This window comes from Sphingomonas lycopersici (genome assembly GCF_026130605.1).
Lineage (GTDB): Bacteria > Pseudomonadota > Alphaproteobacteria > Sphingomonadales > Sphingomonadaceae > Sphingomonas > Sphingomonas lycopersici.
On the sequence record NZ_JANFAU010000002.1, the window covers coordinates 164,870 to 190,081 of the forward strand.

Sequence of the window (25,212 nt, forward strand, 5' to 3'; positions counted from 1 at the left end):
TTTCGATTAGAACAGAGCGAGTTCGGCAATCTCTTCAACGGTGAGGTCGATCCCGAACATCAGGCTCATGCGGATGCGATAGACGCGCGGATCGGTGATCTCGCCGCTGGTCGTGCCTTCGCTCGAATGGCGGCGATAATTGCGGTCGACCAGCGTGGCGAAACCGAACGGCAGCACGATCGAGGCGATGACAAGCTGGGTGAAGCGGCTCTCCGGCGCGGTGGATGTCCACCAATTGCCCGCCGCCAGATCGGCGTCGTACACCGTGCGCAGGTCGAAACTATATTGCTGTTGCCAGCCCAGTTGGTCGGCGCTCGTCGTCGTGGACACGGGGACGCCGGCGCGCAGCAGCATCCAGCCGTAATCGTCGTGCCGTTCGAGCCGATGGCGCGAGCCGTCGGGCGCTTCGGCTTCGGCGCCGTCCTCCAGCGGGAGGATCGGGGCGTAGCTGCCGCCGAAGCCGGCGTCGGCGATCCACTCCCTGCCGTCGATTGTGACCAGCGACAAGGTGTGGGTGAGGGGCTGCGGCTCGGTCATTCCCAGCCAGACGCGGGCGAGCAACGGCCGCGCGGTGAAGCCGATCGCGGCGAGCGCATCGAGCAGCAAGCGGTTCTGTTCGAAGCAATAACCGCCGCGCCGCCGCGTCACGAGCTTGTCGAACACCGAGGCGGAATCGATCGCCACCCCGCGCCCGAGCTTCACATCGAGATTCTCGAACGGGATCGCGAGGCGGTGCGCGCGCTGCAACGCGGCGAGCCCTTCGACATCGGCGGCGGGGGCTTCGGGGAGATCGAGGCGGGCGAGATAGGCGGTGAGATCGAACATCGCCTTCCCATACAGATCGTATCGCCAAAGCGCGCGCGAAATTACCGGGCCTTGAGCCGGGCGGACGGCGGGTGTGCGGAGAAGCTTGCCCCCACGCGCCGCTTCGCCGATGCTGCGCCGGATGAGCGCGACCAAATCCCTCCCCCTCGGTCGCGGCAGCGCGACGCGCAACGAGTTGAAGCGTGCCGCCCGCCGCCTGTTCGCCGAGCGCGGGATCGCGGCGGTCGGGATGCGCGAGATCGTCGACGCGGCCGGGCAGCGCAACGCGGCGGCGGTACATTATTATTTTGGCAGCAAGGACGATCTGCTGCGCGAATTGCTGCTCGACGGCGCCGACGTGATCGACGCGCGTCGCCGCGCGCTGATGGACGAAGCCGAGGCGGCCGGGCCGCCGGACCTGCGCGCGGTGGTGCGCGCGATGGTCATGCCCAACAGCGACATTCCCGGCGATACCGGCGAGAACGAGACCTATTTCCGCTTCCTCATCAACGTGCAGAACGAGCGGCGCGCATTGTTCGACGAGACGGTGCACGAGCATTCCGAAGGCTATCTGCGCTATGTCGCGCATGTCCGCCGGCTGCTGGCGCATCAGCCCGAGGCGCTGGTCAAGCAGCGCATCGTCTATGCCGGGCTGGCGCTGCGCACGTTGCTCGCCGCGCGCGAAGCGGCGCAGGACGCGAGCGACAGCGGCTTCCATCATTATTGGAGCGGGCAGGCGGCGATGGACGGGATGGTCGACGCGGTCGAGGCGATCCTTACCGGCCCCGCCAGACGCGACTGATCAACGGCGCCAGCCGGGCGGGCAGGCCGGGGCGCAGCAGCAGCCAGTCGCGCAGCATTGGCCCCGGCGCCGCACCGATCACCTGCTTGTAGCCGCTATCCCCCATGCCCCAGTCGACAATTGTGATGCCGCGCGAGGATGCGTCGATAAGATTACGATAATAGAGCAATTTTCCCGGAGAATGCTTGGCATAGGCGGGGTCGTAGCTATTGGCGACGGCATATTTGAGCGTGCCGGCATCGAGATCGAACGAGAAAGCCGCGGGCCTGCCGTCGACGCTCAGCAATGCCGCGCGCATCATGCCCGCCAGCACGGGATCGGTCGCCGCGGTGCGCCAGAACAGCCCGTGCCCGCGCTCGGTGAACTTGGCGTCGCTGCCGTCGGTGCGCGCCATGATCCAGCTCGCCTGCTCGATCGCCGCAAGCGCATCGAAGGCAGCGGGCCAGTCGCGATTTGACAGGAAGCGCCAGTCGAGCGCGCCATGTTCGGCGAGCTGCTTCTCGTGATAGCGGTTCTTGCGCAGGGTCGAGCTGCGCGGCCACGCGCCCTCCGCCTGCAACGCCGCCATGTCGAGCAGCCAGCCTTGCCCGAGCGTCCGCATCGCCACGCCCCAGCCACGCGCACGCGCCGCCGCAAACAGCGCCGCCGCCGCCGGATCGTCGTCGGCGACCGGGCCGATGCGCAGCGCGTTGACGTCCCGGGCGAGCGTGTCGAGCGCTTGTTCGAGCACCTCGGCCCCGGCATCGACGGCGAGCGGGAAGCCGCGGAACGGCCAATAGCTGCCCGGCACCGTCGCCAGCCGCAGCCGTGCCGGGCCGACCGCGATCATCGGCAGCGCAAGCATCGCGACCTCCGCCGCGCTCACCGTCAGCGTCCGCGCCGCCCCGCCATAAGCGCGGAGCGCGGCGGCATACCATTGGTAACGCAGGAAACGGTGGGTCGGCGCGGCTGCCTCCGCCACCAGATCGATCGCGGCGGGCAGGCCGTCGACGATCTCGCCGCGCAGGGTGCGGGCGAGGCGACGGAACTGATCGGGCGGCATCGGTCTGGTCATCGGATGCGCTGGCATAAGCAAGCGCGGTTACCAGCGCGTTGCCGCTTGCCTCGATCGGACGCCGCGGGCAGGATTTCGGCCGTGCTGCAATATTCCCCAGACGTGTCGACGATCGCGCAGACGATCCAGCTTTCGCTCGGCCCCGTATTCATGCTCGCCGGGATCGGCGCGTTGCTCAACGTTCTGGCGGGGCGGCTGTCGCGGATCGTCGACCGCGCGCGGGCATTGGAGGCGCTGCATCCGCGCTCGACCGGGCGCGAGCACGATCGCCATGTGTGGGAATTGCGGCTGCTCGACCGGCGCATCACGATCATCAACTGGGCGCTGTATCTCGCGGTCTCCTCGGCGGTGATGACCTGCACGGTGGTGGCGATGCTGTTCGTCGCGGAGCTGGCGAACCTGCGCATCGGGCAATTCGTCGCGGTGGCGTTCGTGCTGGCGATGGTGTTGCTGATCACCGCGCTCATCTCGTTCATGATCGAGGTGCGCATCTCGCTGAGAGCGATCCAGATTCGCGAGGAATTGCTTCGATAGCTGGCGGATGCGCCAGGGCGTGCCTATCTCACGGCGACGTTTATTATCGGGGGCCTTTCCTTGGCGCTTATCCTGAAGATCATTGCCGCGACGATCCTGTTCCTCGTCACGGCGGTCTGCCTTGCGGTCACGATCGTCCCGCGCTTCCTCGACCGGATCTATTATGTCGGCCCGCGGAGCGACCATTTCGACGGCGAGCGCTTCTTCAACCCCAGCGGGGAGGAGGAAACCTTCCGCCTGCCGGCCGGCGCGGGCGGACGCGCGGGGTTCTTCTGGCGCTATCTGACCGGGAGCGACGGCCGCCCGGCGTGGCCCAAGAACCTGCCGGTGACCCCGGGCAAGCCCGAGCCGCGCGTCGAGGGCGATCGGCTGGTCGCGACCTGGGTCGGGCACGCGACGATGCTGCTCCAGACGCAGGGGCTCAACATCCTCACCGACCCGATCTGGTCCGACCGCACCGGCCCCTTGTGGTTCGGCCCGAGGCGGGTGACCGAGCCGGGGGTGCGTTTCGAGGATCTGCCGAAGATCGATCTCGTGCTGATCAGCCACAATCACTATGATCATCTCGATCAGCCGACGCTCAGGAAACTGTGGGACCGCGATCGGCCGATGATCGTCACCTCGCTCGGCAATGATGCGCTGATCGCGGCGGCAGGCGCCAAGGCGACAGCGCTCGATTGGGGGCAGCATGTGACGATCCGGCCAGGTGTCGAGGTGATCGTCACCCGCAATCATCATTGGGGCAGCCGCTGGTTCACTGATCGCAATCGCGCCTTGTGGTCGAGCTTCGTCGTAAAGCTGCCGTCGGGCGGCAATCTGTTCTTCGCGGGGGACACCGGGCTGGGCGACGGCAAATGGCCCGCCGAGGCGGCGGCCTATGGCCCGATCCGGCTGGCGATGATCCCGATCGGCGCGTTCCGCTTCGTCCCCGGCCAGATGGAATCGGGCAGCCATATCGGCCCCGGCAACGCGGTCCGCATCTTCGACCGGCTCGGCGCGGCGCACGCCATCCCGATCCATTGGGGCACTTATCGACTGAGCTTCGAGGCGCGCGAAACGCCGCCGGCGATGCTCGCGACGCTGCTGCGCTGCACCGGCGGCGATGTGACCCGGTTCGCGCCGGCGGGGGTGGGCGTGCCGACCGAGATCGCGCCTTACGCACCGCCGGCTACGCGCCCCGACGAAGCGCTGATCGACGAATGCCTCAAGAGCCCGGAGATCGCCGCGCTGGAATAGCCGCTGCGCTCAGCCGAGGTGCAGGAGGTGGATGAAGGCGAGGCTGATCCCGCCGAGCACGAGGAGCGAGAGGATCACCGTCGCGGTGACGCGTCCGCCAGCCGACGCCACGGTGCGCACGTCCACGCCGAGCCCCAGCGCCGCCATCGAGACGACGGTGAGCATCGTCGCCGCATGCCCCAGCGGGGCGAGCGCGGCGTGCGGGACGAGATCGAGCGAGCGCAGCGCGACCAGCATGAGAAAGCCGATGATGAACCACGGCACCAGATGATGCAGCCGCGGGCGGGCAGGGCGCGCGTCCGCATTCTCCTCCCGCAGCGCGAGCAACGAGAGCAGCAGGCAGACCGGCCCGAGCATCAGCACGCGGACGAGCTTGACCAACGTGCCCATCTGTACCGCGGTCGGCCCGATCGGCGCGGCTGCCGCGATCACCTGAGGGACCGCATAGACGGTAAGCCCGGCGAGCGCGCCATATTGCACCCCGTCGAGCCCCAGCGCGATGCCGAGCAGCGGCAGCGCCAGCACGACGACCACGCCGAGCACCGCGGTGAACCCGATCGAAGCGGCGACGTCCTCGCCGTCCGCGCCGATCACCGGCGCGACCGCGGCGATCGCGGAATTGCCGCAGATCGAATTACCGCATGCCACGAGCAACGCCATTCGCATCGGGAGGCGCAGCCAGCGCCCCAGCAGGTAGCTCGCGCCGATCGCGAGGATCACCACCCCCGCGATGCCGAGCAGCAGCCACGGCCCGGCGGCAAGGATCGTCGCCGCGCTCACCGAAGCGCCGAGCAGCACGACCGCGAGTTCGAGCAGAAACTTCGCGCTGAACGCAATACCGGGGAACCAGCGGCGACCGGGCGCCCAACTGGTGCGGATGACCGTACCGAGCAGGATCGCCAGCACCAGCGCCTCAAGCCAGGCCCGGCCGAACAGCGCCTGTTCGCCGCGCTCCAGCGCGAAAGCGATGAAGGTCACCGCGAGGCACAGCGCGACACCGGGGATCAGCGCAATGGCCGATCGGATCGCCTGGAGAGAACGATGCTGCGCGAGCACGGAAAACGCCTCCTTGTTCGGGAGGCAGATGGACCCGATAATTAATCGAATCCAACGATCAAATCATATCGTTTCAATCTAGAAACTTTATTGTTTCATCCGCTTCGTCTCGGTCTTGAGCCGGGATCCATCGTGCCTCGAGGGCAGGAGCAGGGACCTTTTCTTCGGTGCTTGCCTCCGGGGGAACCCCGGCTCAGGGGCAGAGTAACCGCGCGTGGATCGCGATCATACCGATCGCGGGATCCGATCAGATTACCCAGTTGGACGGCGCCTCATAGGCGTGGATGATCTCAAGCAGCGCTTCGGCCGCCTTGCTGCGATACCGCTCCTTCTGGCGGATCGCGAAGAACGGCCGTGCGGGAAGATCGAGCGGCAGCGCGGCCAGTTCGCGCGCGGAAAGTGCCGGCGCGACGACGAGCTGCGACAGCGCGGCATAGCCGACCCCGGCGCGCACCGCCGCCAGCACCGCTTCGTTCGACGGCAGGGTCAGCACGATATTGAGCGTGCGCGGATCGACCCCGCGGGCGTGGATCGCCTCCTCGAAGGTCGATCGCGTGCCGGAGCCGCGTTCGCGCATGATCCACGGCGCCGCACACAGCCAGTCGTTGCTCACCGTTTCCGCGTCCGCCGGCGACGCGCCGATCAGCAGCATCCGATCGGTGCCGACCTCGCCGTGCGCCAGCGCGGGTTCGTCGACCTTGCCTTCGATGAAGCCGAGCTCCGCGCCGCCTTCGAGCACGATCCGTGCCGCGCCTTCGGTGTTGTCGATCGCGACGGTCAGTTCGATCTGCGGATAGCGGCGGTGGAACGCCGCCAGCCGTTCGGGGAGCCAATAGCCCGCGATCGTCTGGCTGGCGATCAGCCGAAGCGCGCCGCGTTTCAGCCCGGCATATTCCGCCAGCGCGAGTTCGGCGCTCGCCGCCTGCGCGAGGAGCGCGCGGGCTTCGTCGAGGAACATGCGCCCGGTGTCGGTCAGTTCGATGCGCCGCCCGACGCGATCGAACAATCTGACCCCGTGGCGCGCCTCGAGCGCCGCGATCGCCGCGCTTGCCGCGGATTGAGTGACGTTGAGCACCTCCGCCGCGCGCGTGACATGCTGGCGTTCGGCGACACCGACGAAAATGCGAAGTTGTTCGAGCGTCATCGCCGGCCGCTGCTCCGCCGCGCGACATGCGGCTTGGGCTGCTCCGGGATCGCGGGCAGGGTGGTCCAGCCGAAATGCGGGAAGCTGATCGAGCGTTTGCCGGTCAGATCGACCCGCACCACGATCAGCCCCTTCTCTTCGATGAACTCGAGCATGCGCCGCGCCCGGCTCGGCGACGCTGTCTGGTAGAGCACCGCCAGCGCTTCGTTGTCCGGGCATTCCTCTTCCGCCCGCGCGGCGCGCGCCACGCCGAGGAAGGGCGCCAGCATATCCTCGGGCAAGGTCTCGCCCAGCGCGAGAACATCGTCCCAATCCTCGTCGGGGTCGAGGCCGGCCCGCGCTATCGCGAATTGCCGTCGGAAACCGTCGAGCGTTTCGTTCGCCGCGACGCCGCGCATCCGGCAGCGCACCTGATAATCCTGATATAATTGCGGCAGCGGGACGCGCGCATCCTCCAGCGCCATCTCCGCCAGCACCGCACGGCGCACCGCCGCCTGCTCCGCCTCGTCGAGTTCGGGCATGTCCGGCACCGCGAGCGGCGCGGGCGCCGTGACGGCGCTTTGCATCAGCGACGCCATCGGCGGCACCGGCGGCACCGGCGGCACCGGCATGGTCAGCGCCAGCGTTTCCTGTGCGTCGACGGTGAACAACCGCTCGCGCAATCCGTCGGCATCGGCGGTAGGGAGCGGCATCAGCTTGGGGCTGACATTGCGCGCGCTGGTGGCGACGCTGCCGATCCTGACGCTGATCGGACGGCGCGAGATCGCCGGGCCGAGCGCGAGGAACTCGCCCCGCGTCAGATCGCGGATCTGATCGGCCTGCTTGCGCTCCATCCCGAGCAGATCGGCCGCGCGGGCCATGTCGATGTCGAGGAAGGTCCGCCCCATCAGGAAGTTGGATGCCTCCGCCGCGACATTCTTGGCGAGCTTGGCGAGCCGCTGGGTGGCGATCACCCCGGCGAGCCCGCGCTTGCGCCCGCGGCACATCAAATTGGTCATTGCCCCCAAGGAGGCGCGACGCGCTTCCTCACCGACCTCGCCCGCCGCGGCCGGCGCGAAAAGCTGCGCTTCATCGACCACGACGAGGATGGGAAACCATTGCTCGCGCGGCGCCTCGAACAGTGTCGCGAGGAAGGCGGCGGCGCAGCGCAGCTGATCGTCGGCCTCCAGCCCTTCGAGGTTGAGCACGACCGACGCGCGGTGCTCGCGTGCCCGTGCGGCGAGCCGCTCGATCTCGATCAGGCTGTAGTGCGCCGCATCCACCGCGATATGGTTGAAGGCATCGGCGAGCGAGACGAAATCGCCCTCGGGATCGATGACGACCTGCTGGACGAGCCCCGCGCTCCCTTCGAGCAGGCGGCGCAGCAGATGCGATTTGCCCGACCCCGAATTGCCCTGGACGAGCAGGCGCGTGGCCAGCAGCTCTTCGAGGTCAATCTCGACCGCACGGCCCGCTCCATCGAATCCCATGTCGATCTTGGCAGTCATTACCGAGCCGATGGCAATGCTCGCGGCGCGGGGCAAGCGGATTGCGTCGCACGACTGGGTTCGAAGCGGTGTCGACCCCGCGGGCCGCGGGTCAATGGATCGCGATATGCCGCGGAAACCCGCTGTCCCGCATCACCACGCCGCGCGACCTGAGTTCGGCGGCATAACGTTCGGCGAATTCCCGGTGGACGCGCGCGACGCACGGATCGGCGGTCGAAAGCGCCATCGCCGCAGATTTGCGCTGTCGGGCATCAAGATATTCGAGTTCAGTCAACTGACGCATGACCTAGCCCCCGTTCCCCGCGGCAGCTTTCCACTTGCTGTCGGTTGGCGTCTTGCTGTGGGTATACGGCGCCAACGATGAGATTTTAGGGCTGCGCCGTTTCATTGACGAGCGCGGGCCGTTAATCTCCATCACCGTTTGTCGCGTAAATCGAACGATCTGCGGCACCCGTATTGGCGCGCTCGGCTTCCCGATCGCGCGAGTCGCCCTCGCCGTTGCGGGCGCCGGGCGCGTCTTTCAGCTCTCGACGGCGACCGCCATCGCCGCGGCATGTGCCTCGACCGGATCGGAGGCGGCGGGCGGTTCGCCCGGCTGGGTCTCGATCTGGGAGCCGCGTTCGAGCGCGCGGTGGACCGGGCAGCGCTCGGCGATCTCCAGCATGCGGCGGCGTTGCTCCGCATCGATCTCGCCCTCGATCGCGATCCGGCGGGTGAAGACGTCGGGCGGGGTGGCCGATGCTTGCCGGACATGGCCGACCGCGGTGCGGATGCGCGCGACCGGCCAGCCCTTTTGATCGACGTACATCCTGAGCGTCATCGTCGTGCAGGCGGCGAGCCCGGCGCTGACCAGATCATAAGGCGTCGGCCCCGATCCCAATCCACCGACATCGACCGGCTCGTCGGCGAGGAAGCGGATGCCGCCGGCGTGGATCGAAACCTGGAATTTACCGGCGCGGGTCTCCTCCGCGACGACGTCGCCCTCCTGGCCGGCGTCGCGGGTCTCGGGCACGGGGGGCAGGTAGCGCGACGCCCAGCTCGCGATGACCTCGGCGGCATAATCGACGTCCTGGGCGTTGGTCAGCAGGTGATCGGCGCTGTCGAGCGAGATGAAGCTCTTGGGATGCCGCGCGGCGAGGAAGATCTGCGAGGCATTGTCGATGCCGACGGTTTCGTCGCGCGGCGCGTGGAGAATCAGTAGCGGACGCTTGAGCCCCGCGATCCGCGCGCCCTGATCGTGGTGGCGAAGATCCTCAACGAACGACTGGCGCACGCGGAATGGTCGGCCGGAGAGGCTGACTTCGGCCTCGCCGTCGCGCTCGATCGCCGCCACGCCCTCCGGGCCGAACTGATCAAGCACATGCGTGATATCGAACGGCGCGCCGATCGTCGCGACCGCCTTGACCATCGCCAGACCGCCCGCCGCGGCGAGCGCGGCGGCGCCGCCGAGGCTGTGACCGATCAAAAGGGTAGGCGGGCGGCCGCTCGCCGCCATTGCCTCCGCCGCGGCCGCGAGATCGGAGACGTCGGCGCCGAACCCCGCCTCGCCGAATGTCCCGCCGCTCTTGCCGAGGCCCGCGAAGTCGAACCGTAACGTCCCGATCCCGCGCCGCGCCAGCGCGCGGGAGATTCGCACCGCCGCGAGCCCGTCCTTGCCGCAGGTGAAGCAATGCGCGAACAACGCCCAGCCGCGCGCCGGCGCATCGGGGAGCTCGATCCGGCCGACCAGCCGATATCCCGACGGGCTGGTGAATTCGAACGGGGATGCGACCATAGCCACCTCGCGCCTCAGCTCATGCGAGTCCCTGATCGGCATCGCATATCGGACGCGGTTTAGCCGCGATCGCGGTCGAAAGGCGAGTTCCGCGCGTTCAGAGATCGAGCGACCAGTTCTGCCCGATCAGATCGTGCCCGAAGGAATGATGCGGCGCCTCGTCGACGAGCACGAAGCCGGCTCGCTCGTAGATATGGCGCGCGGCGGCGAGCACGCTGTTGGTCCACAGGGTCAGGCGCCGATAGCCCAGGCGCCGCGCGTGGGCGATACAGGTCTCCACCAGCAATCTGCCGACACCCGCACCGCGCGCGAAGCTTTCGACATAGAGCAGGCGAAGCTTGGCCACCGCGGGATCGTCGCCGTGGACGAGAAAGATCGATCCCGCCATCTCGCCGTCGATATCGGCAATCCACGCCGCGTCACGCGCGGGATCGAACTGATCGTGGAAATCGGCAAGGATGCGTGACACCAGCGCTTCATATCCCTGATCCCAGCCATATTCCTCGGCGTAGAGCATCATCTGGCGCGCGGCGACGAGCCCGAGATCGCCGGGCCGCAGCCCGCGCAGCGTGACCGACGCCGGCTCATCCCCGCCGTCGAACGCCTGCATCATCACGCTCGCTGCCCCGATCAGCCGCTGTCGCTGCCGCGCCGAGACGCGATCGAGCAGCGCGCCGATCGCTTCTTGCGCTCGCACGTCGAGGTCCGCGAAGGCGGCGCGCCCGGTGGGGGTCAGCGAGAGCAGTTGCTGGCGGCCGTGCCCGGGATCGTCGCGGGTTTCGAGCAGGCCGCGATCGGCGAAGCGCTTCAATGTGCGGCTGATCTGCGCGCGGTCCATGTTCAGCGTTCGCGCGATATCGGCGGCGGTCGGGTCCTCGCGGTGGGCGAGCTCGTACAGGATACGCGCCTCGCTCAGCGTGAAGCGGCTGCCGTCGAGATGCGCGTCGAGCAGCCCCAACTGGTTGGTATAGAGCCGGTTGAACGCGCGGAGGAGGGCGACATCGCCTTGAGGTCGATCGAGCATAAGCGATCTTCCCTCACGATGTTGATTGAGTCAACAATGACGATGCGATGATCCCGGCTACACCCGCCGGAAAATATAATACCAGACTTCATGCCCTTGCCGCCGCGCCTTGCGCTCGTAGCGGGTCTCCGGCCAGCCGGCCGGGCGGTTGAGAAAATCCTCGGGCCCGCGCGCGGTCCATTCGAAATCGCGGCGCTGGCCCATGATCATCATCGCCCAGCGGCAATAGGTCGGATCGTCGGTGCCGAGACGGAATTCGTGCCCCGGCTTGAGCTTGGCGGCGATCAGATCGAGCGGGCCGTGGTTGACCATCCGCCGCTTGGCGTGGCGCGCCTTGGGCCAGGGATCAGGGTGGAGCAGATAGACCCGATCGAGGCTGGCATCGGGCAGACGCTCGATCACCTCGAGCGCGTCGCCCATATGCACCCGCACATTGCTCAGCGCGCGATCGCGGATATGGCCGAGTGCGCCGACCACCCCGTTGAGAAAGGGTTCGCAGCCGACGAAGCCGGTGCCGGGCGCTGCCTCGGCCTGCCCGGCGAGATGCTCGCCCGCGCCGAAGCCGATCTCGACCTGCAACGGGCGATCGTCGCCGAACAGCCGCTCGGCGGTGAGCGCGCCCCCCTCGGGCACCGCGACGCGCGGCAGCAGTTCCTCCACCAGAGCGGCCTGCCCGGCGCGTAACGCATGGCCTTGGCGCCGGCCGTAAAGGCGGCGGATCGTCGTCGGATCATTCATGGCGAGGCCGCGTAGAGGGGCGGGCGGGCGAGGGCAATGCCGCGTTCATCCTCGGCTCCTTAAATCGCCGCCGGGAAGTGTAGGATAGGGGAGAAAGTGATGCGTTTGGCCTGGGCGTTGGCGGTGATCGTCGCAGCGGTCCCGATGGCGGGCGATGCCCAACTGGCGTCGGAAAAATCGATCTCGCTGGTGAAGCGCGACGGCCATTGGACGACCGTGCCGCTGATCTGCGACGCGACCAACCGCGATCGCGTGTTCGTCCTGGGCGCGCCGGGACGCAACGGGCAGATGGATCTGATCAGCTTTGCCAAGCCGGGGCTGAGCGCGCAGCGCGTCTCCGTCCGGCTCGGGCCGGGCGATCCGGGCGCCGGGCAGATCTATTACCCGTTGTTCAACCTCGTCGGGCGCGAGGTCGGCAACATCCATGCGATCAACCCCGGGATGGTCGAGCCCGGCGCGACGACCCCCGCGGTCACCGCGATCACCTTGGGGCGCGAGACGACGAATTGCCGCTTCGCCGCGCAGACCCGCGTGCTGGCGGTGACGGCGCGGCGCTCGATCCAGATCGTGCGGACCGAGCGCAACGGCTATCGCTACACCGCCTATAGCTTCGATACCGCCTTGCCCGAGACCAGCCAGCCGTGGGGCGGGCACGACAACCGCCCGTCGCTGGCGATCGACGGCGGGCGACTGGTCGACCAAAGCAACGGCCGCCGTGTCTATGAATTCACCAACCGCGGCTTCGTCTATCGCGTGATGGTCTCAGTGCGCCCCGATCATCCCGGCGGCGGGGTCGAGGTGACGCAGGACGGGCGCAACGTGCTGCGCGAGGCGTTCGGGGCTTATACGGCGGCGGTGGTGCCGTAAGGCGGGCCGCTCGACCGTCACCCCGGCCTTGAGCCGGGGTCCATTGCGCCTGAAGTGCGGCGGCTAGAGCCTCTTGTCCAGCGCTTGCCTCCCGATGGCCCCCGGCTCAAGGCCGGGGTGACGGTGGTTTACTGGATATCGGGGTCGCTCTAGCCGCCGGCCACACGGGTCAGGCGGCGACGGCCGCCTTGAGCTTGTCGACCAGATCGGTCGCTTCCCAGGTGAAGTGGGTGCCGTCGCTCTCGCGGCCGAAATGGCCGTAGGCGGCGGTCTTCGAATAGATCGGCGCGTTGAGCTTGAGATGCTCGCGGATGCCCTTCGGCGTCAGGCGGACGAGCTTGGGCAGCACCTCCTCCAGCTTCGCCTCGGGCACGGTGCCGGTGCCGTGGGTATCGACATAGACCGACAGCGGCTCGGCGATGCCGATCGCATAGGACAGCTGGATCGTCACGCGCCGCGCCAGGCCGGCCGCGACGACGTTCTTCGCCAGATAGCGCGCGACATAGGCCGCCGAGCGATCGACCTTGGTCGGGTCCTTGCCGCTGAACGCGCCGCCGCCGTGCGGGGCCGCGCCGCCATAAGTGTCGACGATGATCTTGCGCCCGGTCACCCCGGCGTCGCCGTCCGGCCCGCCGATCTCGAACAGCCCGGTCGGGTTGACGTAGATCTTGTCGTCCGACGGCAGCCAGCCCTGCGGCAGGATTTCGGCGAACACGCCCTTGACGTAATCGCGCAGCTTGGCCTGGCCGGCCTCGTTCGACAGATCGGCCGAATGCTGGGTCGAAACGACCAGCGCGGTGGCGCGCACCGGCAGCTCGTTCTCATATTGCAGCGTGACCTGGCTCTTGGCGTCGGGCTCGAGGAACGGCGCCTTGCCCGAATGGCGGTCGGCGGCCATCCGCTCGAGGATCTTATGGCTGTAATAGAGCGTGGCGGGCATCAGGCCCGGGGTCTCGTCGGTCGCGTAACCGAACATGATGCCCTGGTCGCCGGCGCCTTCGTCCTTGTTGCCGCTCTCGTCGACGCCCATCGCGATATGCGCCGATTGCGGGTGGAGGTTGTTCGAGAAATCGAACGTCTGCCAGTGGAAGCCCGACTGTTCATAGCCGATGCGCTTCACCGTCTCGCGCACCGCCTGCTCGATCTCGGCCTCGATCCCGGGCGCCCAATTGCCGTCGGTGTCCATGATCCCGCGGCCGCGGATCTCGCCCGCCAGCACCACCTTGTTTGTGGTGGTGAGCGTTTCGCACGCGACGCGCGCCTCCGGGTCTTTCGAGAGGAACAGATCGACGATCGAATCCGAAATCTGATCGGCAACCTTGTCCGGGTGGCCTTCGCTGACCGATTCGCTCGTGAAAATGAACGACTGACGCATGATCGCTCCGATAACTTAACGATATAAAGATAACTTTATATGCCCTAACGCGCGCGCCGTCGAATGGCAACCGCCGTGGCGCCGAGCAGCAAGGCGACGATCAGCGCGGCCCAATTGCCGATGCGCGAGAAGAGCGTGGGGGGCAGCGGCGCGGGCATCGCCACGTCGATCGCACCGGCGGTTTCGTGCGGCACGGTGGCGACGAGTCGCCCGTCGGCGGCGATCACCGCCGAAATCCCGGTCGGCGTCGCGCGGACGATCGGCAGGCCTTCCTCGATCGCGCGCATCCGCGCTTGCGCCAGATGCTGCGGCGGCCCCCATTTGCCGAACCACGCGTCGTTGGACGGGTTGAACAGCAGGCGCGGGCGGTGGGCGGGGTTGATCACCTGGCCGGAGAAGATGATCTCATAACAGATCTGCACCCCGATCTCGCCAAAGCCGGGGATGGCGAGGCTGCGCGGCCCCGGCCCGGGGGCGAAATCCATATCCCCCGGCACCAGCCGCGCAAGGCCGAGCGGCTTGAGCAGCCACGGCATCGGCAGATATTCGCCATAAGGGACGAGATGCGCCTTGTCGTAGCGCCCGTCGATTCGCGCTGCGGCGTCGACCGCGAATACCGAATTGGTCGCGGTGGTGATGTTGCCGGCGCGGTCGAACTGCAGCGCGGTGCCGCCGGTGAGCAGCACGTCACGCGGGCCGAGCAGCGCTGCCATACGGCGCCGGATCTGCTGCGGGTTCTGCTGATAGCTGTAGATATAGGGCGGATAGCCGTCCTCGATCAGATCGCGCACCACGCCCTCCGGCCACAGCACCAGCCGCGACGCGGTCCCCGGCACGCCCGACAGCGCGGAGAGCTTGCGCAGCAGCAATTCGCCGTCGCTCTCGCCGCGCTGGTCCTGCGAGACATTGGGCTGGACGACGACGAGGCGCGGGGCGTCCGGCGACTCCCCGGCGGGTTCGCGATATCCCAGCGCTTGCGCCGCCAGCAGCGCGACCAGCGCGAGGCCCGCTCCGGCTAGCGGCAGCGGGCGGCGCGTTATCAGCAACAGGCTTGCCGCCAGCGCCACCGTCAGCCCCGACAGCGCGTAGGTGCCGATCCACGCCGCGAGGCTGGCGACCGGCTGCACCGGCACCCAGATCGCCCCGATCGGGTCCCAGGCATAGCCGGTGAACATCACGCTGCGCAGCCACTCGCTCGCGATCCACGCCGCGCCGAAGCCGAGCGCATAGCCCGCATTGGGCCGCTTGCCGCGCAGATACCACGACAGCCCCGCCGCGATCGCGGGATAGACCGCGAGGTACAGCGCCAGCGCGAAGGGCGCGACATAGCCCAGCACCGGGGGCATCTTGTCCTGAAAATCAAAGGCGTGCTGGAACCAATTGTCGTTGATCGTGAAATGCCCGACCCCGAAGACCCAGCCGAGCCAAAGCGCCTGGCGCACGCTGGGCGCGCGCCATACCAGCGCGATCCATCCGGCGAAGCAGAGGAGGGTCAGCGGCCAGAGCTGGAGCGGCGCGAAACCGCAGGCGGCCAGCGCGCCGAGCAGCAGCGCGGTGAGGGCGGGGCGTCGGGTAAGCAACATCGCCGTGGGTCATGCGGGACGTGGCGACCTGCGGCAAGGCAGACCATCGCATTTCAGGAGAAGTCGGCGCCGGTTTTCCGCCCGAAAATGCGCAAAGAGATAGCGAAAATCATCCGGAGGTGTATGATCGCGGCATGACACTCAGGCCTTTCCACCTCGCCTTTCCCGTCCACGATCTCGCTGCGGCGCGCGCCTTTTACGGCGGGGTGCTGGGGTGCCGCGAGGGGCGATCGAGCGCGCGCTGGATCGATTTCGATCTCGGCGGCCACCAGATCGTCGCGCATCTCGACGAGACGATGCGGCCGCATGAGACATCCAATGCGGTCGACGGGCATGACGTCCCGGTGCCGCATTTCGGCGTGGTGCTGACGATGGCCGACTGGCATGTGCTCGCCGAGCGGGTCGAAGCGGCCGGGATCGCCTTCGGGATCGCGCCTTATGTCCGTTTCGCCGGCGAGCCGGGCGAACAGGCGACGATGTTCTTCCGCGATCCTTCTGGCAATGCGCTGGAGTTCAAGGCGTTCGCCGACGATGCGATGCTGTTCGCGACCGGCGCCGAGGAGACTGCGGCATGAGTGCGCCGATCGAGGTGGATATCCCGCACCAGCTCGGCACCGCCGCGGCGAAGGAGCGGATCGGCAGCGGCTTCGGCAAGCTCGCCGATTTCGTCCCCGGCGGGGCGATCACCGAGCATCGCTGGGAGGGCGATACCTTGTGGTTCACCGTCGAAGGGCTGGGGCAGCGCGTCTCGGCACAGCTCGACGTCGGCGAGCGCAATGTGCACTGCACCTTCACGCTGCCCGCGTTCCTGGCGATGTTCTCAGACAAAATCCGCGCCAAGCTGGAACGCGAGGCGCCGAAATTGCTGGAATAATATCCTCCGTTCGCCCTGACCTTGGCGAAGGGTTGCCCTTCTTCGCGAGGAAGAAAGGGCAAGACTTCGGCAGGCTCAGCCCGAACGGGGAGAGGGGCGTTACTTCGCGCCCGCCGCGCTGACCCGCCAGATGCGGTTGCCCACATCGTCCGCCACCAGCAGCGCGCCGGTCTTGTCGAAGGTCACGCCGACCGGGCGGCCTTGCGCCTCGCCGTCCTTGTTGAGGAACCCGGTCAGCACGTCGACCGGCTTGGCGCCCTTCGTCGGCCAGCCACTATCGCCGAACGGAACATAGACGACCTTGTAGCCCGACAGCGGCTTGCGATTCCACGAACCGTGCAGGCCGATGAACGCGCCGTTGGCGAAATTCGCCCCGAGCTTCGAGTCCTGCGCGAAAGTCAGCCCGAGCGCCGCGACATGCGGGCCGAGCGCATAATCGGGCCGCTTCGAATATTGCTGGAGCGCGGGGTTGGCGGGCTCGACACGCTTGTCGGGATAGCCGCCCCAATAATACCAGGGCCAGCCGAAATTGTCCCCCAGCTCGATCGCGGTGAGATAATCGGGGGCGAGGTCCGAGCCGAGCATGTCGCGCTCGTTGACCACGGTCCACAGCTGGCGATCGTGCGGCTCCAGCGCCATCCCCTGCGGGTTGCGCAGCCCGGCGGCATAGATGCGCCAGGTCTTTTCCTTCGGCCACACCTGGAGGATGTTGGCGCGATAGCGCTCCGCCGCCATGCCATTCTCGGCGATGTTCGACGACGAGCCGACTGCGACATAGAGCGTCTTGCCGTCTTCCGCCGGGATCACGTTGCGCGCCCAGTGATTGCCGCCGCCGTTGAGCTTGATTACCAGCTCGGGCTTGGCGGTCACCTTGGTCATCCCCTCGATATAGGGAACGCGGACCAGCGCGTCGGTATTGGCGATATAGAGCTGGCCGTCGAACAGCGCCATGCCGAGCGGCGAGTTGAGCCCGGTCATGAACACCGTCTTGAGTTCGGGCACGCCGTCCCCGTTGGCGTCGCGCAGCAGGGTGATGCGATTGGCCGAGGGCACCCCGGCGCCGGCGCGGCCCATCAGCCAGCCCATCACCTTATTGACGATCCCGCTGGTGGGGCGCGGCGGCGAATTGGTCTCGGCGACGAGGATGTCGCCGTTGGGCAGGCGATACAGCCAGCGCGGATGATCGAGCCCCGTCGTATAGGCCGCCACCGCCAGCCCCGGCGCGACGACCGGCTTGGCGCCGTCGGGCCAGCCGACCGCCTTGGCGACCGCCATCGTCGGGATCCACTGCTCGCGCGGCGGGGTGATGTCGGGGCGCTGCCCCTGGACGTCGGCGATATTGAGCCGCGCGCTGTCCGGCCAGGCGATCCACGCGACGATCGCGATCGCGGCGAGCACCACCAGCCCGGAAACGATGAGGATATGTTTACGCATTACCGGAGGATAGGCGGCGCGGCGCGGAGACGGAAGGGGGCAGAATCGCGGCAAAGTTCACGAAGTTCACACGTGTGAAGCTTCGTGGTGGCCCGAGGTTGCAAGACTAAGTTACTGAAAAGAAACGTCATCCCGGCCTTGAGCCGGGACGACGGGTGGTTGGGGTTAAGCCTCCACCCCTTCCGGCACCGGGCGCGGCGGGTGGAGGCGGACGCGGTTGACGCGGCGCTCGTCGGCGTCGAGCACCTCGATCTGCCACCCGCTCGGGTGGATCACGCACGCCCCCGGCTCGGGGACATGCCCGGCGAGCACCGCGGTCAGCCCGCCGATCGTGTCGACGTCGCTGTCGCTCTCGCCCAGCCGCGGATCGACCGTCTCGCCGATATCCTCCAGCTCGACCCGCGCATCGGCGTCCCAGGCGCCGCCGTCGAGCGGGACGAGCAACGCTTCGGGCGCCTCGTCATGCTCGTCCTCGATCTCGCCGACGATCTCCTCCATCAGATCCTCGATCGTCACCAGCCCCTCGGTGCCCGAATATTCGTCGAGCACGATCGCCAGATGCACCCGCGTCTGCCGCATGTCGGCGAGCAGATCGAGCGCGCCGCGCGACATCGGCACGAATAGCGGCTCGCGGATCAGCGCGGTGATCCCGGTCGGGCGCTCACCGCCGGCGGCGAGGATCGCGAAGGCATCCTTGATATGGACCATCCCGACGATCGTATCGAGCTTCTCGCGATAGACCGGCAACCGGCTGACCCCGGCATCGGCGAAAATCTTTACCAGCTCGTCGAACGTGGTTCGCTCTTCGACCGCAAGGATATCGGCGCGCGGCACGCCGACATCGCCGGCATCGCGTTCGCCGAAATGGAGCAGGTTGCGCACCATTTGCCGCTCGAGCGGGGTCAGGTCGCCCTTGGCATCGGGGGCGGGATCGTCCTCGTGGCGGTCGATCGCGTCTTCGAGCTGGTCGCGCAGCGTATCCTCGTGCGCGTCGCCAAAGATCAGGTTGCGCAGGCCGCGCCAGATGCTGCTTTCGTTGGAATCGCCGTTGCCGGCGCTACTTCGGTCTTCGGGCAAGTCAGTCCTCGCGAATGGCATAGGGGTCCGCGATGCCGAGATCGGCCAGCGCGTCGCGCTCGATCGCCTCCATCGCATCCCCCTCGTCGTCGATCAGATGATCATAGCCTAGCAGATGCAGCGTGCCATGCACGATCAAATGCGTGGCATGCGCCTCGACCATCACCCCGCGCTCCGTCGCCTCGCGCACGCAGACGCCGTGTGCGAGCACGATATCGCCGAGCAGCAGCTCGCCGTCGTCGGTATTCTGGCTGACCGTCTCGATCAGATCGGGCTGGACCATCGGGAAGGACAGGACGTTGGTCGGCTTGTCCTTGCCGCGATACTGGCGGTTGAGCGTGTGCACCTCATCGTCGGAGGTGAGCCGCACGCTGATCTCGACCAGTGCCGCGGTGTCGAGCAAGTCGCCGAACGGCGTTCGAGCCACGGCCGCGCGAGCGGCGGTGGTGGCAAGCGCCGTCCAGTCCTGATCGGGCCACGGCGCTTCGCGGCTGAGTTCGATTTCGATCATGCTAGAAGATTATATCCGCAAATGCTCCGTTCGCCCTAAGCTTGTCAAAGGGCTGTCCTTCTTCCTTGCGAAGAAAAGGACAGGGCTTCGACAGGCTCAGCCCGAACGGGGAGAGGTGATCGGGTCATCAGTGCGCCAGTCACTCCCCCTCATAGGCCGCGACGATCCGCCCGACGATCGGGTGGCGCACCACGTCGCCGGCGGTGAAGCGGCAGAGCGAGATGCCCTCGATCCCCTCCAGCCGCGACGTCGCATCGGCCAGCCCCGAGGCGGTGACCCCGCCGGGCAGATCGGTTTGGTTGGGATCGCCGCAGATCACCATCCGGCTGTTCTGCCCGAAGCGGGTGAGGAACATCTTCATCTGCGCCGGGGTGGTATTCTGCGCCTCGTCGAGGATCACGAATGCGTCGGCCAAAGTACGCCCGCGCATGAAGGCGATCGGCGCGATCTCGATCTCGCCCGAGGCGATGCGGCGTTCGACCTGCTCGGCGGGCAAACAATCGTAGAGCGCGTCGTACAGCGGGCGGAGATAGGGATCGACCTTCTCCTTCATGTCGCCGGGGAGGAAGCCGAGCCGCTCGCCCGCCTCGACCGCGGGGCGCGACAGGATCAGCCGCTGCACCGACCCAGAGATAAGCTGCGACACCGCCTGCGCGACCGCGATATAGGTCTTGCCGGTACCCGCCGGGCCGAGCGCGAAGATCATCTCATGCGTGGTCAGTTCGCGCATATAATGCGCCTGCGCCGGGGTGCGCGGGACGATCGTCTTCTTGCGCGTGCGGATCATGATCGGCGGGGTTTCGGCGCGCTCGGCCGAGATGATCCCGTCGAGCGTCGGCTCGGAGGCCATTGCGATCGCCGCGTCGACCAGCCCGGAATCGATCTCCTCGCCGCGCTGGATGCGCATGTAGAGATCGTTGAGCACGTCGCGCGCCATCGCCACCTGCTCGGCGGTCCCTTCGAGCCCGATGCGGTTGCCGCGTGCGGTGATATAGACGCCGAGCCGGTTTTCCAGCGCGACGAGGTTCTGGTCATATTGTCCGAACAGGCGCGGCAGAAGCTGCGGCTTGTCGAACAGGACATCGACCCGGCTACGTTCGCCGGAATGGGCGGGGACGGGCTTGCGGCTCATGCGCCTCCTTCGATTCTCGCCATCGTTGGCTAACCATAAGGTGCGTGGTGGCGGGCTTCGCCGCAAGCACCAAGTCAGAGGTTTTCGAGGGTGTTGCGCGCGCGCATCACGCAGCGGCGGCGGACGCCCGTTCGGCCGAAATCTCACGCGCGGTAAGCGAATTGGGGCCGGCATGTCCCAGCTCGACCGACACCATCGTGCCGATCGGCGCACTGGTTTCGAGATGAACCGATTGCAGCCACGGCGATTTGCCGAGCATCTGCCCCGGCTGCTTGCCGCGCCGCTCGATCAGCACGTCGCAATGCCGCCCAACCGACGCCTGGTTGAAGGCGAGCTGATCGCGGTTGATCGCCGCCTGGAGCCGCTGGAGCCGCTCGTCCATTACTTCGGCGGCGATCTGCCCATCCATCGTCGCGGCCGGAGTGCCGGGGCGGGGGCTATATTTGAAGCTGAACGCCTGTGCATGGCCGACCGCGGCGACGATGCCGAGCGTCTCGGCGAATTCCGCCTCGGTCTCGCCGGGGAAGCCGACGATGAAGTCGCCCGACAAAGCGATATCGGCGCGCGCCGCACGCACGCGATCGATCACGCGGAGATAACTGTCGCGGGTGTGGCTGCGGTTCATCGCCCTGAGCACGCGGTCGCTGCCCGACTGGACCGGCAAGTGCAGGAAAGGCATCAGTTTTTCGACATCGCGATGCGCGTCGATCAGCCCCTGCGTCATATCGTTGGGGTGGCTGGTGGTATAGCGGATCCGCGCCAGACCCTCGACGCGATCGAGCGCGCGGATCAGATCGTGCAGACCGCGCCCGTCACCGTCGCTCCACGCATTGACGTTCTGCCCGAGCAAGGTGATCTCGCGCGCGCCGGCGTCGACCAGGGCCCTGGCCTCGTCGACGATTTCGGCGAACGGCCGGCTCGTCTCGGCGCCGCGGGTATAGGGCACGACGCAATAAGTGCAGAATTTGTCGCAGCCTTCCTGCACCGTCAGGAACGCCGTCGGCCCGACCTTGCGCCGCGCGGGGAGCGCGTCGAATTTGGACAGCGGCGGCATATCGGTATCGAGCGCGGCTTCGCCCCTAGTCGCGTCGGACACCAGCCGGGGGAGGTTATGATAGGCCTGCGGGCCGACTACCACGTCGACCTTGGCGCGGCGCACGATCTCCACACCCTCGGCCTGCGCGACGCAGCCGGCGACCGCGATCATCTTGGCCGGATCGTCCTTCCGCAGCCGGCCGATATCCGAATAGACCTTCTCGGTCGCCTTTTCGCGAATGTGACAGGTGTTGAGCACCACCAGATCGGCGCCGGCGGCATCGGCGGTCGCGGTCAGCCCGTCGGCGGCGAGCAACTCGGCCATCCGCTCGCCGTCATAGACGTTCATCTGGCAACCGAACGACTTGACGTGGAAGGTCTTGGGCGGGGTCTTGGTCATCGCGGCGCCTATACAGGCGCCTGCGCCGGATCGCCACCCGCCGCCGCGACCCGCGCGCGCGCCTCCGCCGCGATCGCCTTGCGACCGGGAAAATCGCGCGGATCGAACGGGTCGCAGAAGTGCAGCGTCGCGGTGAAATTCCCCGGGCGGCGCAGCACGCGCTTGGCATGATCGAGCCCGGGCTCGTCGCCGACCCACGCCAGCTCGCGCGTCGCATCGCCATAATCGATCCGCACCGGCTGGACGAGCACCCCCGGCGGGGGCGGATCGAGCACCGCGAGCAGCGCCGCCTTGAACGGCAGCAGCGTCTCGCCGTCGCTGGTGGTGCCTTCGGGGAAGATCGTGATCGCCCAGGTTTCGGCGAGCGCCTCGCGCAACTGATTGATCTGCCCGGCGATCCCCAGCCGGTCCTCGCGGCGGACGAAGATCGTGCGGTTGAGCGTGCAGAGCCAGCCGACGATGGGGACATGCTCGACCTCCGCCTTGGCGACGAAGGCGCTGCCATTGGCCCCGGCGAGGATCGGGATGTCCATCCAGCTCAGATGGTTGGAGAGAAACACCACGTCGCGGCGCAGCGGGGTGCCGATCACCCGGCGACGCGCGCCGATGATCCAGCCCATCGCGCCGAGGAACCATTTGGGCCAGGGGGAGGGGAGCCGCAGCAGCCGCCACAACAGATGTGTGGGCACCGCGACCAGCAAAGCGAGGATGATCGCGGCGAGCCGGAGGTAGAGGCGGATGTCAGGGCCGATCGGCATTAGCGCCACCCCGGCGCGGGCCGGGGTCCAGTATCGGGCCGGTTTTTGCTGGACCCCGGCCTGCGCCGGGGTGGTCGCATATCACCCATGTGTTTTGCTTGGGTGACGAGGAGCGTCGATATGCGCGGCGATCGCGCTTAATCCTTGCGGCTGAGGCTGACGCCGTACAATTCCATCCGGTGATCGACCAGCCGGAAGCCCAGCCGTTCGGCGATCTGCTTCTGGAGCTGTTCGAGCTCGGGATCGACGAATTCGATCACCTTGCCGGTCTCGACGTCGATCAGATGGTCGTGATGCGCCTCGGGCGAGGGCTCGTAACGCGCGCGCCCGTCGCCGAAATCGTGGCGATCGAGGATGCCGGCCTCTTCGAACAGCCGCACGGTACGATACACCGTCGCGATCGAAATGCCCGGATCAACCGCCGAGGCGCGGGCATAGACCTTCTCGACATCGGGGTGATCCTCCGCCTCCGACAGCACGCGCGCGATGACGCGGCGCTGCTCGGTGATGCGCAGTCCCTTTTCGTGACACAGAGCTTCGAGATCGATCTTGCGGGGCATACGTCGCTATGTAGTGCGCAAAGCCTGTTGCGAAAAGCGAAACCGACTCGCAACAGGCATAAGCGCGTGATTACAGGCCGATCCGCGCGAGCAGCACGTCGAGCAGGCGCGCATCGCCGGGGGCCGCCGCGGTCGGGCCGAAACCGCCGCATTCGAGGCACGCCGCCTGGACCCCGCCGCCGGTCACCAGCCGCTTCACATCGCCCATCGCGCGCATCACCAGCTGGCGACGCTCCCACGCGACCCGCGCGAAGGCGTCGGACGGCGCCGCCGCGTCGTCGTCATTGTCGTTGCTCCACTGGCGCGCGAGCTGCGCCGCCCAGCTCGGCTTCTTTTCGAGATAGGTGACCTTGACGGTCGCCGGATCGAGCTTGGCGCGCTTCGCCGCCTCGTCGACCGCGTCCTTGAGCGTGCCGAAGCGATCGACCAGCCCCAATTGACGCGCCGTCCCGCCGATCCACACCCGGCCCTGCGCGATCTCATTGACCTTGTCGACCGGCATGTGCCGCGATTGCGCCACGCGGGCGAGGAACTGGCTATAACCATGCTCGATCGCCGACTGGAACAGCGTGTCGGTCACCGGGTTGGTGCCCGCGAACACATCGGGCTGGCCCGAGATCGGGGTGGTCTTCACCCCGTCGGTCGTCACGCCGATCTTGGCCAGCGTGTTCTCGAAGGTCGGGATAATGCCGAAGATGCCGATCGAGCCGGTGATCGTCGACGGCTCGGCGAAGATCACGTCGCCGGGGGTCGAGACCCAGAAGCCGCCCGACGCCGCGACGCCGCCCATCGAGACCACCACCGGCAGCCCCTGGCGCTTCGCCTCGATCAGCGCGAGCCGGATCCGTTCCGACGCGGTGACCGACCCGCCTGGCGAATCGACCCGCAGCACCAGTGCCTTGAGCTTCTTCTTGGCGAGACCATCATAGATGAACTTGGCGACCGTCTCGCCGCCCGCGGTGCCGGGCTCGGACTTGCCGTCGATGATGTCGCCGGCGACGGTGACGACGCCGATCTCGCCGTTCTTGGGCAAGGGGTGGGCATCGAGCCAGTCGTCATATTTGATCTTCTTGAACCAGCCGGCGGGCTTATTGTCCTCGCCGCCCGCGATCTGCGCGACGCGACGACCGAATTCGACGCGATCGCCCAATTTGTCGACGATCCCCGCGGCGAGATTGGCCTTGGCGATATCGCCCCCCGCGCCCGTCACCACCTTGTCGGGCGCGGTCAGCCAGTCGGCGAGCTTGGCCTTCGGCCGGGCACGCGCGATCGCTTCCTTCCACTGGTCGAACAGCCCGTTGTTGAGCACGGTCGCGGCCTCTTTGGCCTCGGGGCTCTGGTCGGCGCGGGTATAGGGTTCGACGAACGACTTGAACTTGCCGACGCGATAGACGTGCGCGTTGACGCCGAGCTTGTCGATCAGGCCCTTGTAATAGAGCTGGCTACCGCCAGGGCCGGCAAACAGGGTGCCGCCCATCGGGTCCATCCACACCTCGCTCGCCGATGCGGCGAGGCGATAGCCGCCGTCGGTATAGCCGGTGGCGAAGGCGAGAACCGGCTTGCCGGCGGTGCGCGCGCGCAGCAGTGCGTCGGATATTTCGCCCAGCGCCGCAGGATAGGCACCGCCGAAGCGATCGAGATCGAGCACGATCGCCTTGACCCGCGAATCGTCCTTGGCGTCGTCGATCGCGCGGACCACGTCGCGCAGGCGATATTGGCGGTGGATGCGCCCGCCGCCGAGCAATGCCATCGGCGAGATCTCCTCGGGCTGCTCGACGATCGGCCCGTCGAGATCGAGGACGAGCGCGCCGTCCTTCACCGTCGTGGGGGTCGGCCGGCTGTTGAGCGCGGCGAACAGCGCACCGAAGAACAGCAGCATCGCGACGAGCACCAGCGCGTCCTTGATGCCGACCAGCAGTTTCCACGCCCCGCGCACCAGCTGCATCTTATATT

At 67.5% G+C, this 25,212-nt stretch carries 25 protein-coding genes; 6 read left to right on the forward strand and 19 right to left on the reverse strand.

The window, feature by feature from the left end; translation table 11 throughout:
• Nucleotides 1-6: 6 nt before the first annotated feature.
• Nucleotides 7-825 carry an arylamine N-acetyltransferase family protein gene (locus NED98_RS03995; RefSeq protein WP_265312017.1) on the reverse strand — a complete coding sequence of 273 codons (819 nt, stop codon included), beginning with the start codon at nt 823-825 and terminating at the stop codon, nt 7-9.
• A gap of 175 nt (nt 826-1,000) precedes the next feature.
• Between NED98_RS03995 and NED98_RS04000 the strand changes: the two genes are divergently transcribed.
• Nucleotides 1,001-1,606: a TetR/AcrR family transcriptional regulator gene (locus tag NED98_RS04000; RefSeq protein ID WP_265312018.1), complete on the forward strand. Its 606-nt coding sequence runs from the start codon at nt 1,001-1,003 to the stop codon at nt 1,604-1,606.
• On the opposite strand, the gene NED98_RS04005 is transcribed toward NED98_RS04000, so the two are convergent.
• A complete protein-coding gene (locus NED98_RS04005) occupies nt 1,581-2,660 on the reverse strand; it encodes a GNAT family N-acetyltransferase (RefSeq protein ID WP_265312019.1) in 1,080 nt (359 codons plus the stop codon). The genes NED98_RS04000 and NED98_RS04005 overlap by 26 nt on opposite strands.
• An 81-nt stretch (nt 2,661-2,741) precedes the next feature.
• On the opposite strand from NED98_RS04005, the gene NED98_RS04010 reads away from it, so the two are divergent.
• Both NED98_RS04010 and NED98_RS04015 read left to right on the forward strand, forming a co-directional pair.
• The gene (locus NED98_RS04010) at nt 2,742-3,194 is read left to right on the forward strand and encodes a DUF2721 domain-containing protein (protein ID WP_432423290.1); all 453 of its coding nucleotides are present in this window, start codon (nt 2,742-2,744) and stop codon (nt 3,192-3,194) included.
• A 69-nt stretch (nt 3,195-3,263) separates the two neighbouring features.
• Nucleotides 3,264-4,430: an MBL fold metallo-hydrolase gene (locus NED98_RS04015; protein WP_432423300.1), complete on the forward strand. Its 1,167-nt coding sequence runs from the start codon at nt 3,264-3,266 to the stop codon at nt 4,428-4,430.
• Nucleotides 4,431-4,439: 9 nt separating this feature from the next.
• On the opposite strand, the gene NED98_RS04020 is transcribed toward NED98_RS04015, so the two are convergent.
• The 7 genes from NED98_RS04020 to trmB form a co-directional block, all read right to left on the reverse strand.
• Nucleotides 4,440-5,486 (reverse strand): YeiH family protein, encoded by a 1,047-nt coding sequence (locus NED98_RS04020; protein ID WP_265312021.1) that lies wholly within the window; start codon nt 5,484-5,486, stop codon nt 4,440-4,442.
• Nucleotides 5,487-5,733: 247 nt separating this feature from the next.
• A complete protein-coding gene (locus NED98_RS04025; RefSeq protein ID WP_265312022.1) occupies nt 5,734-6,630 on the reverse strand; it encodes a LysR family transcriptional regulator in 897 nt (298 codons plus the stop codon).
• A complete protein-coding gene (locus NED98_RS04030; protein ID WP_265312023.1) occupies nt 6,627-8,117 on the reverse strand; it encodes a helicase HerA domain-containing protein in 1,491 nt (496 codons plus the stop codon). Before NED98_RS04030 ends, NED98_RS04025 begins: the two co-directional genes overlap by 4 nt.
• A gap of 91 nt (nt 8,118-8,208) precedes the next feature.
• On the reverse strand, nt 8,209-8,400 hold the full coding sequence (locus NED98_RS04035; RefSeq protein ID WP_265269255.1) for a hypothetical protein: 192 nt from the start codon (nt 8,398-8,400) through the stop codon (nt 8,209-8,211).
• A 237-nt stretch (nt 8,401-8,637) separates the two neighbouring features.
• Nucleotides 8,638-9,891, reverse strand: a complete 1,254-nt coding sequence (locus NED98_RS04040; RefSeq protein ID WP_265312024.1) for a bifunctional alpha/beta hydrolase/OsmC family protein — start codon at nt 9,889-9,891, stop codon at nt 8,638-8,640.
• Nucleotides 9,892-9,988: 97 nt separating this feature from the next.
• A complete protein-coding gene (locus NED98_RS04045) occupies nt 9,989-10,915 on the reverse strand; it encodes a bifunctional helix-turn-helix transcriptional regulator/GNAT family N-acetyltransferase (protein WP_265269257.1) in 927 nt (308 codons plus the stop codon).
• Nucleotides 10,916-10,972: 57 nt separating this feature from the next.
• On the reverse strand, nt 10,973-11,653 hold the full coding sequence (gene trmB, locus NED98_RS04050) for a tRNA (guanine(46)-N(7))-methyltransferase TrmB (protein WP_265312025.1): 681 nt from the start codon (nt 11,651-11,653) through the stop codon (nt 10,973-10,975).
• A 99-nt stretch (nt 11,654-11,752) separates the two neighbouring features.
• Here trmB and NED98_RS04055 point away from each other — a divergent pair, with 99 nt between their 5' ends.
• On the forward strand, nt 11,753-12,520 hold the full coding sequence (locus NED98_RS04055) for a hypothetical protein (protein ID WP_265312026.1): 768 nt from the start codon (nt 11,753-11,755) through the stop codon (nt 12,518-12,520).
• A gap of 169 nt (nt 12,521-12,689) precedes the next feature.
• Here NED98_RS04055 and metK read toward each other — a convergent pair whose 3' ends face one another.
• On the reverse strand, nt 12,690-13,895 hold the full coding sequence (gene metK / locus NED98_RS04060; RefSeq protein ID WP_179511566.1) for a methionine adenosyltransferase: 1,206 nt from the start codon (nt 13,893-13,895) through the stop codon (nt 12,690-12,692).
• Nucleotides 13,896-13,939: 44 nt separating this feature from the next.
• On the reverse strand, nt 13,940-15,478 hold the full coding sequence (lnt, locus tag NED98_RS04065) for an apolipoprotein N-acyltransferase (protein ID WP_265312027.1): 1,539 nt from the start codon (nt 15,476-15,478) through the stop codon (nt 13,940-13,942).
• Between the two features lie 134 nt (nt 15,479-15,612).
• Here lnt and NED98_RS04070 point away from each other — a divergent pair, with 134 nt between their 5' ends.
• Both NED98_RS04070 and NED98_RS04075 read left to right on the forward strand, forming a co-directional pair.
• Nucleotides 15,613-16,053, forward strand: coding sequence for a VOC family protein (locus tag NED98_RS04070; RefSeq protein WP_265312028.1), 441 nt, complete (start codon nt 15,613-15,615; stop codon nt 16,051-16,053).
• Complete coding sequence (locus NED98_RS04075; RefSeq protein WP_265269261.1) at nt 16,050-16,352, forward strand: polyhydroxyalkanoic acid system family protein; 303 nt, start codon at nt 16,050-16,052, stop codon at nt 16,350-16,352. The genes NED98_RS04070 and NED98_RS04075 overlap by 4 nt, the downstream gene beginning before the upstream one ends.
• Before the next feature lie 99 nt (nt 16,353-16,451).
• Here NED98_RS04075 and NED98_RS04080 read toward each other — a convergent pair whose 3' ends face one another.
• From NED98_RS04080 to sppA, 8 genes are all read right to left on the reverse strand, one after another.
• A complete protein-coding gene (locus tag NED98_RS04080) occupies nt 16,452-17,786 on the reverse strand; it encodes a PQQ-dependent sugar dehydrogenase (RefSeq protein ID WP_265312029.1) in 1,335 nt (444 codons plus the stop codon).
• Nucleotides 17,787-17,951: 165 nt separating this feature from the next.
• On the reverse strand, nt 17,952-18,863 hold the full coding sequence (locus tag NED98_RS04085) for a hemolysin family protein (protein WP_265312030.1): 912 nt from the start codon (nt 18,861-18,863) through the stop codon (nt 17,952-17,954).
• 1 nt (nt 18,864) lies between these two features.
• Nucleotides 18,865-19,374 carry an rRNA maturation RNase YbeY gene (gene ybeY / locus NED98_RS04090; protein ID WP_265312031.1) on the reverse strand — a complete coding sequence of 170 codons (510 nt, stop codon included), beginning with the start codon at nt 19,372-19,374 and terminating at the stop codon, nt 18,865-18,867.
• Nucleotides 19,375-19,513: 139 nt separating this feature from the next.
• Nucleotides 19,514-20,506, reverse strand: coding sequence for a PhoH family protein (locus tag NED98_RS04095; protein ID WP_265312032.1), 993 nt, complete (start codon nt 20,504-20,506; stop codon nt 19,514-19,516).
• 106 nt (nt 20,507-20,612) lie between these two features.
• Nucleotides 20,613-21,953: a tRNA (N6-isopentenyl adenosine(37)-C2)-methylthiotransferase MiaB gene (gene miaB / locus NED98_RS04100; protein ID WP_265312302.1), complete on the reverse strand. Its 1,341-nt coding sequence runs from the start codon at nt 21,951-21,953 to the stop codon at nt 20,613-20,615.
• A complete protein-coding gene (locus NED98_RS04105; protein ID WP_265312033.1) occupies nt 21,950-22,699 on the reverse strand; it encodes a lysophospholipid acyltransferase family protein in 750 nt (249 codons plus the stop codon). Before NED98_RS04105 ends, miaB begins: the two co-directional genes overlap by 4 nt.
• A gap of 137 nt (nt 22,700-22,836) precedes the next feature.
• Nucleotides 22,837-23,259, reverse strand: coding sequence for a Fur family transcriptional regulator (locus NED98_RS04110; protein ID WP_179511575.1), 423 nt, complete (start codon nt 23,257-23,259; stop codon nt 22,837-22,839).
• A gap of 70 nt (nt 23,260-23,329) precedes the next feature.
• Nucleotides 23,330-25,204 (reverse strand): signal peptide peptidase SppA, encoded by a 1,875-nt coding sequence (sppA, locus tag NED98_RS04115; protein WP_265312034.1) that lies wholly within the window; start codon nt 25,202-25,204, stop codon nt 23,330-23,332.
• Nucleotides 25,205-25,212: the final 8 nt, after the last annotated feature.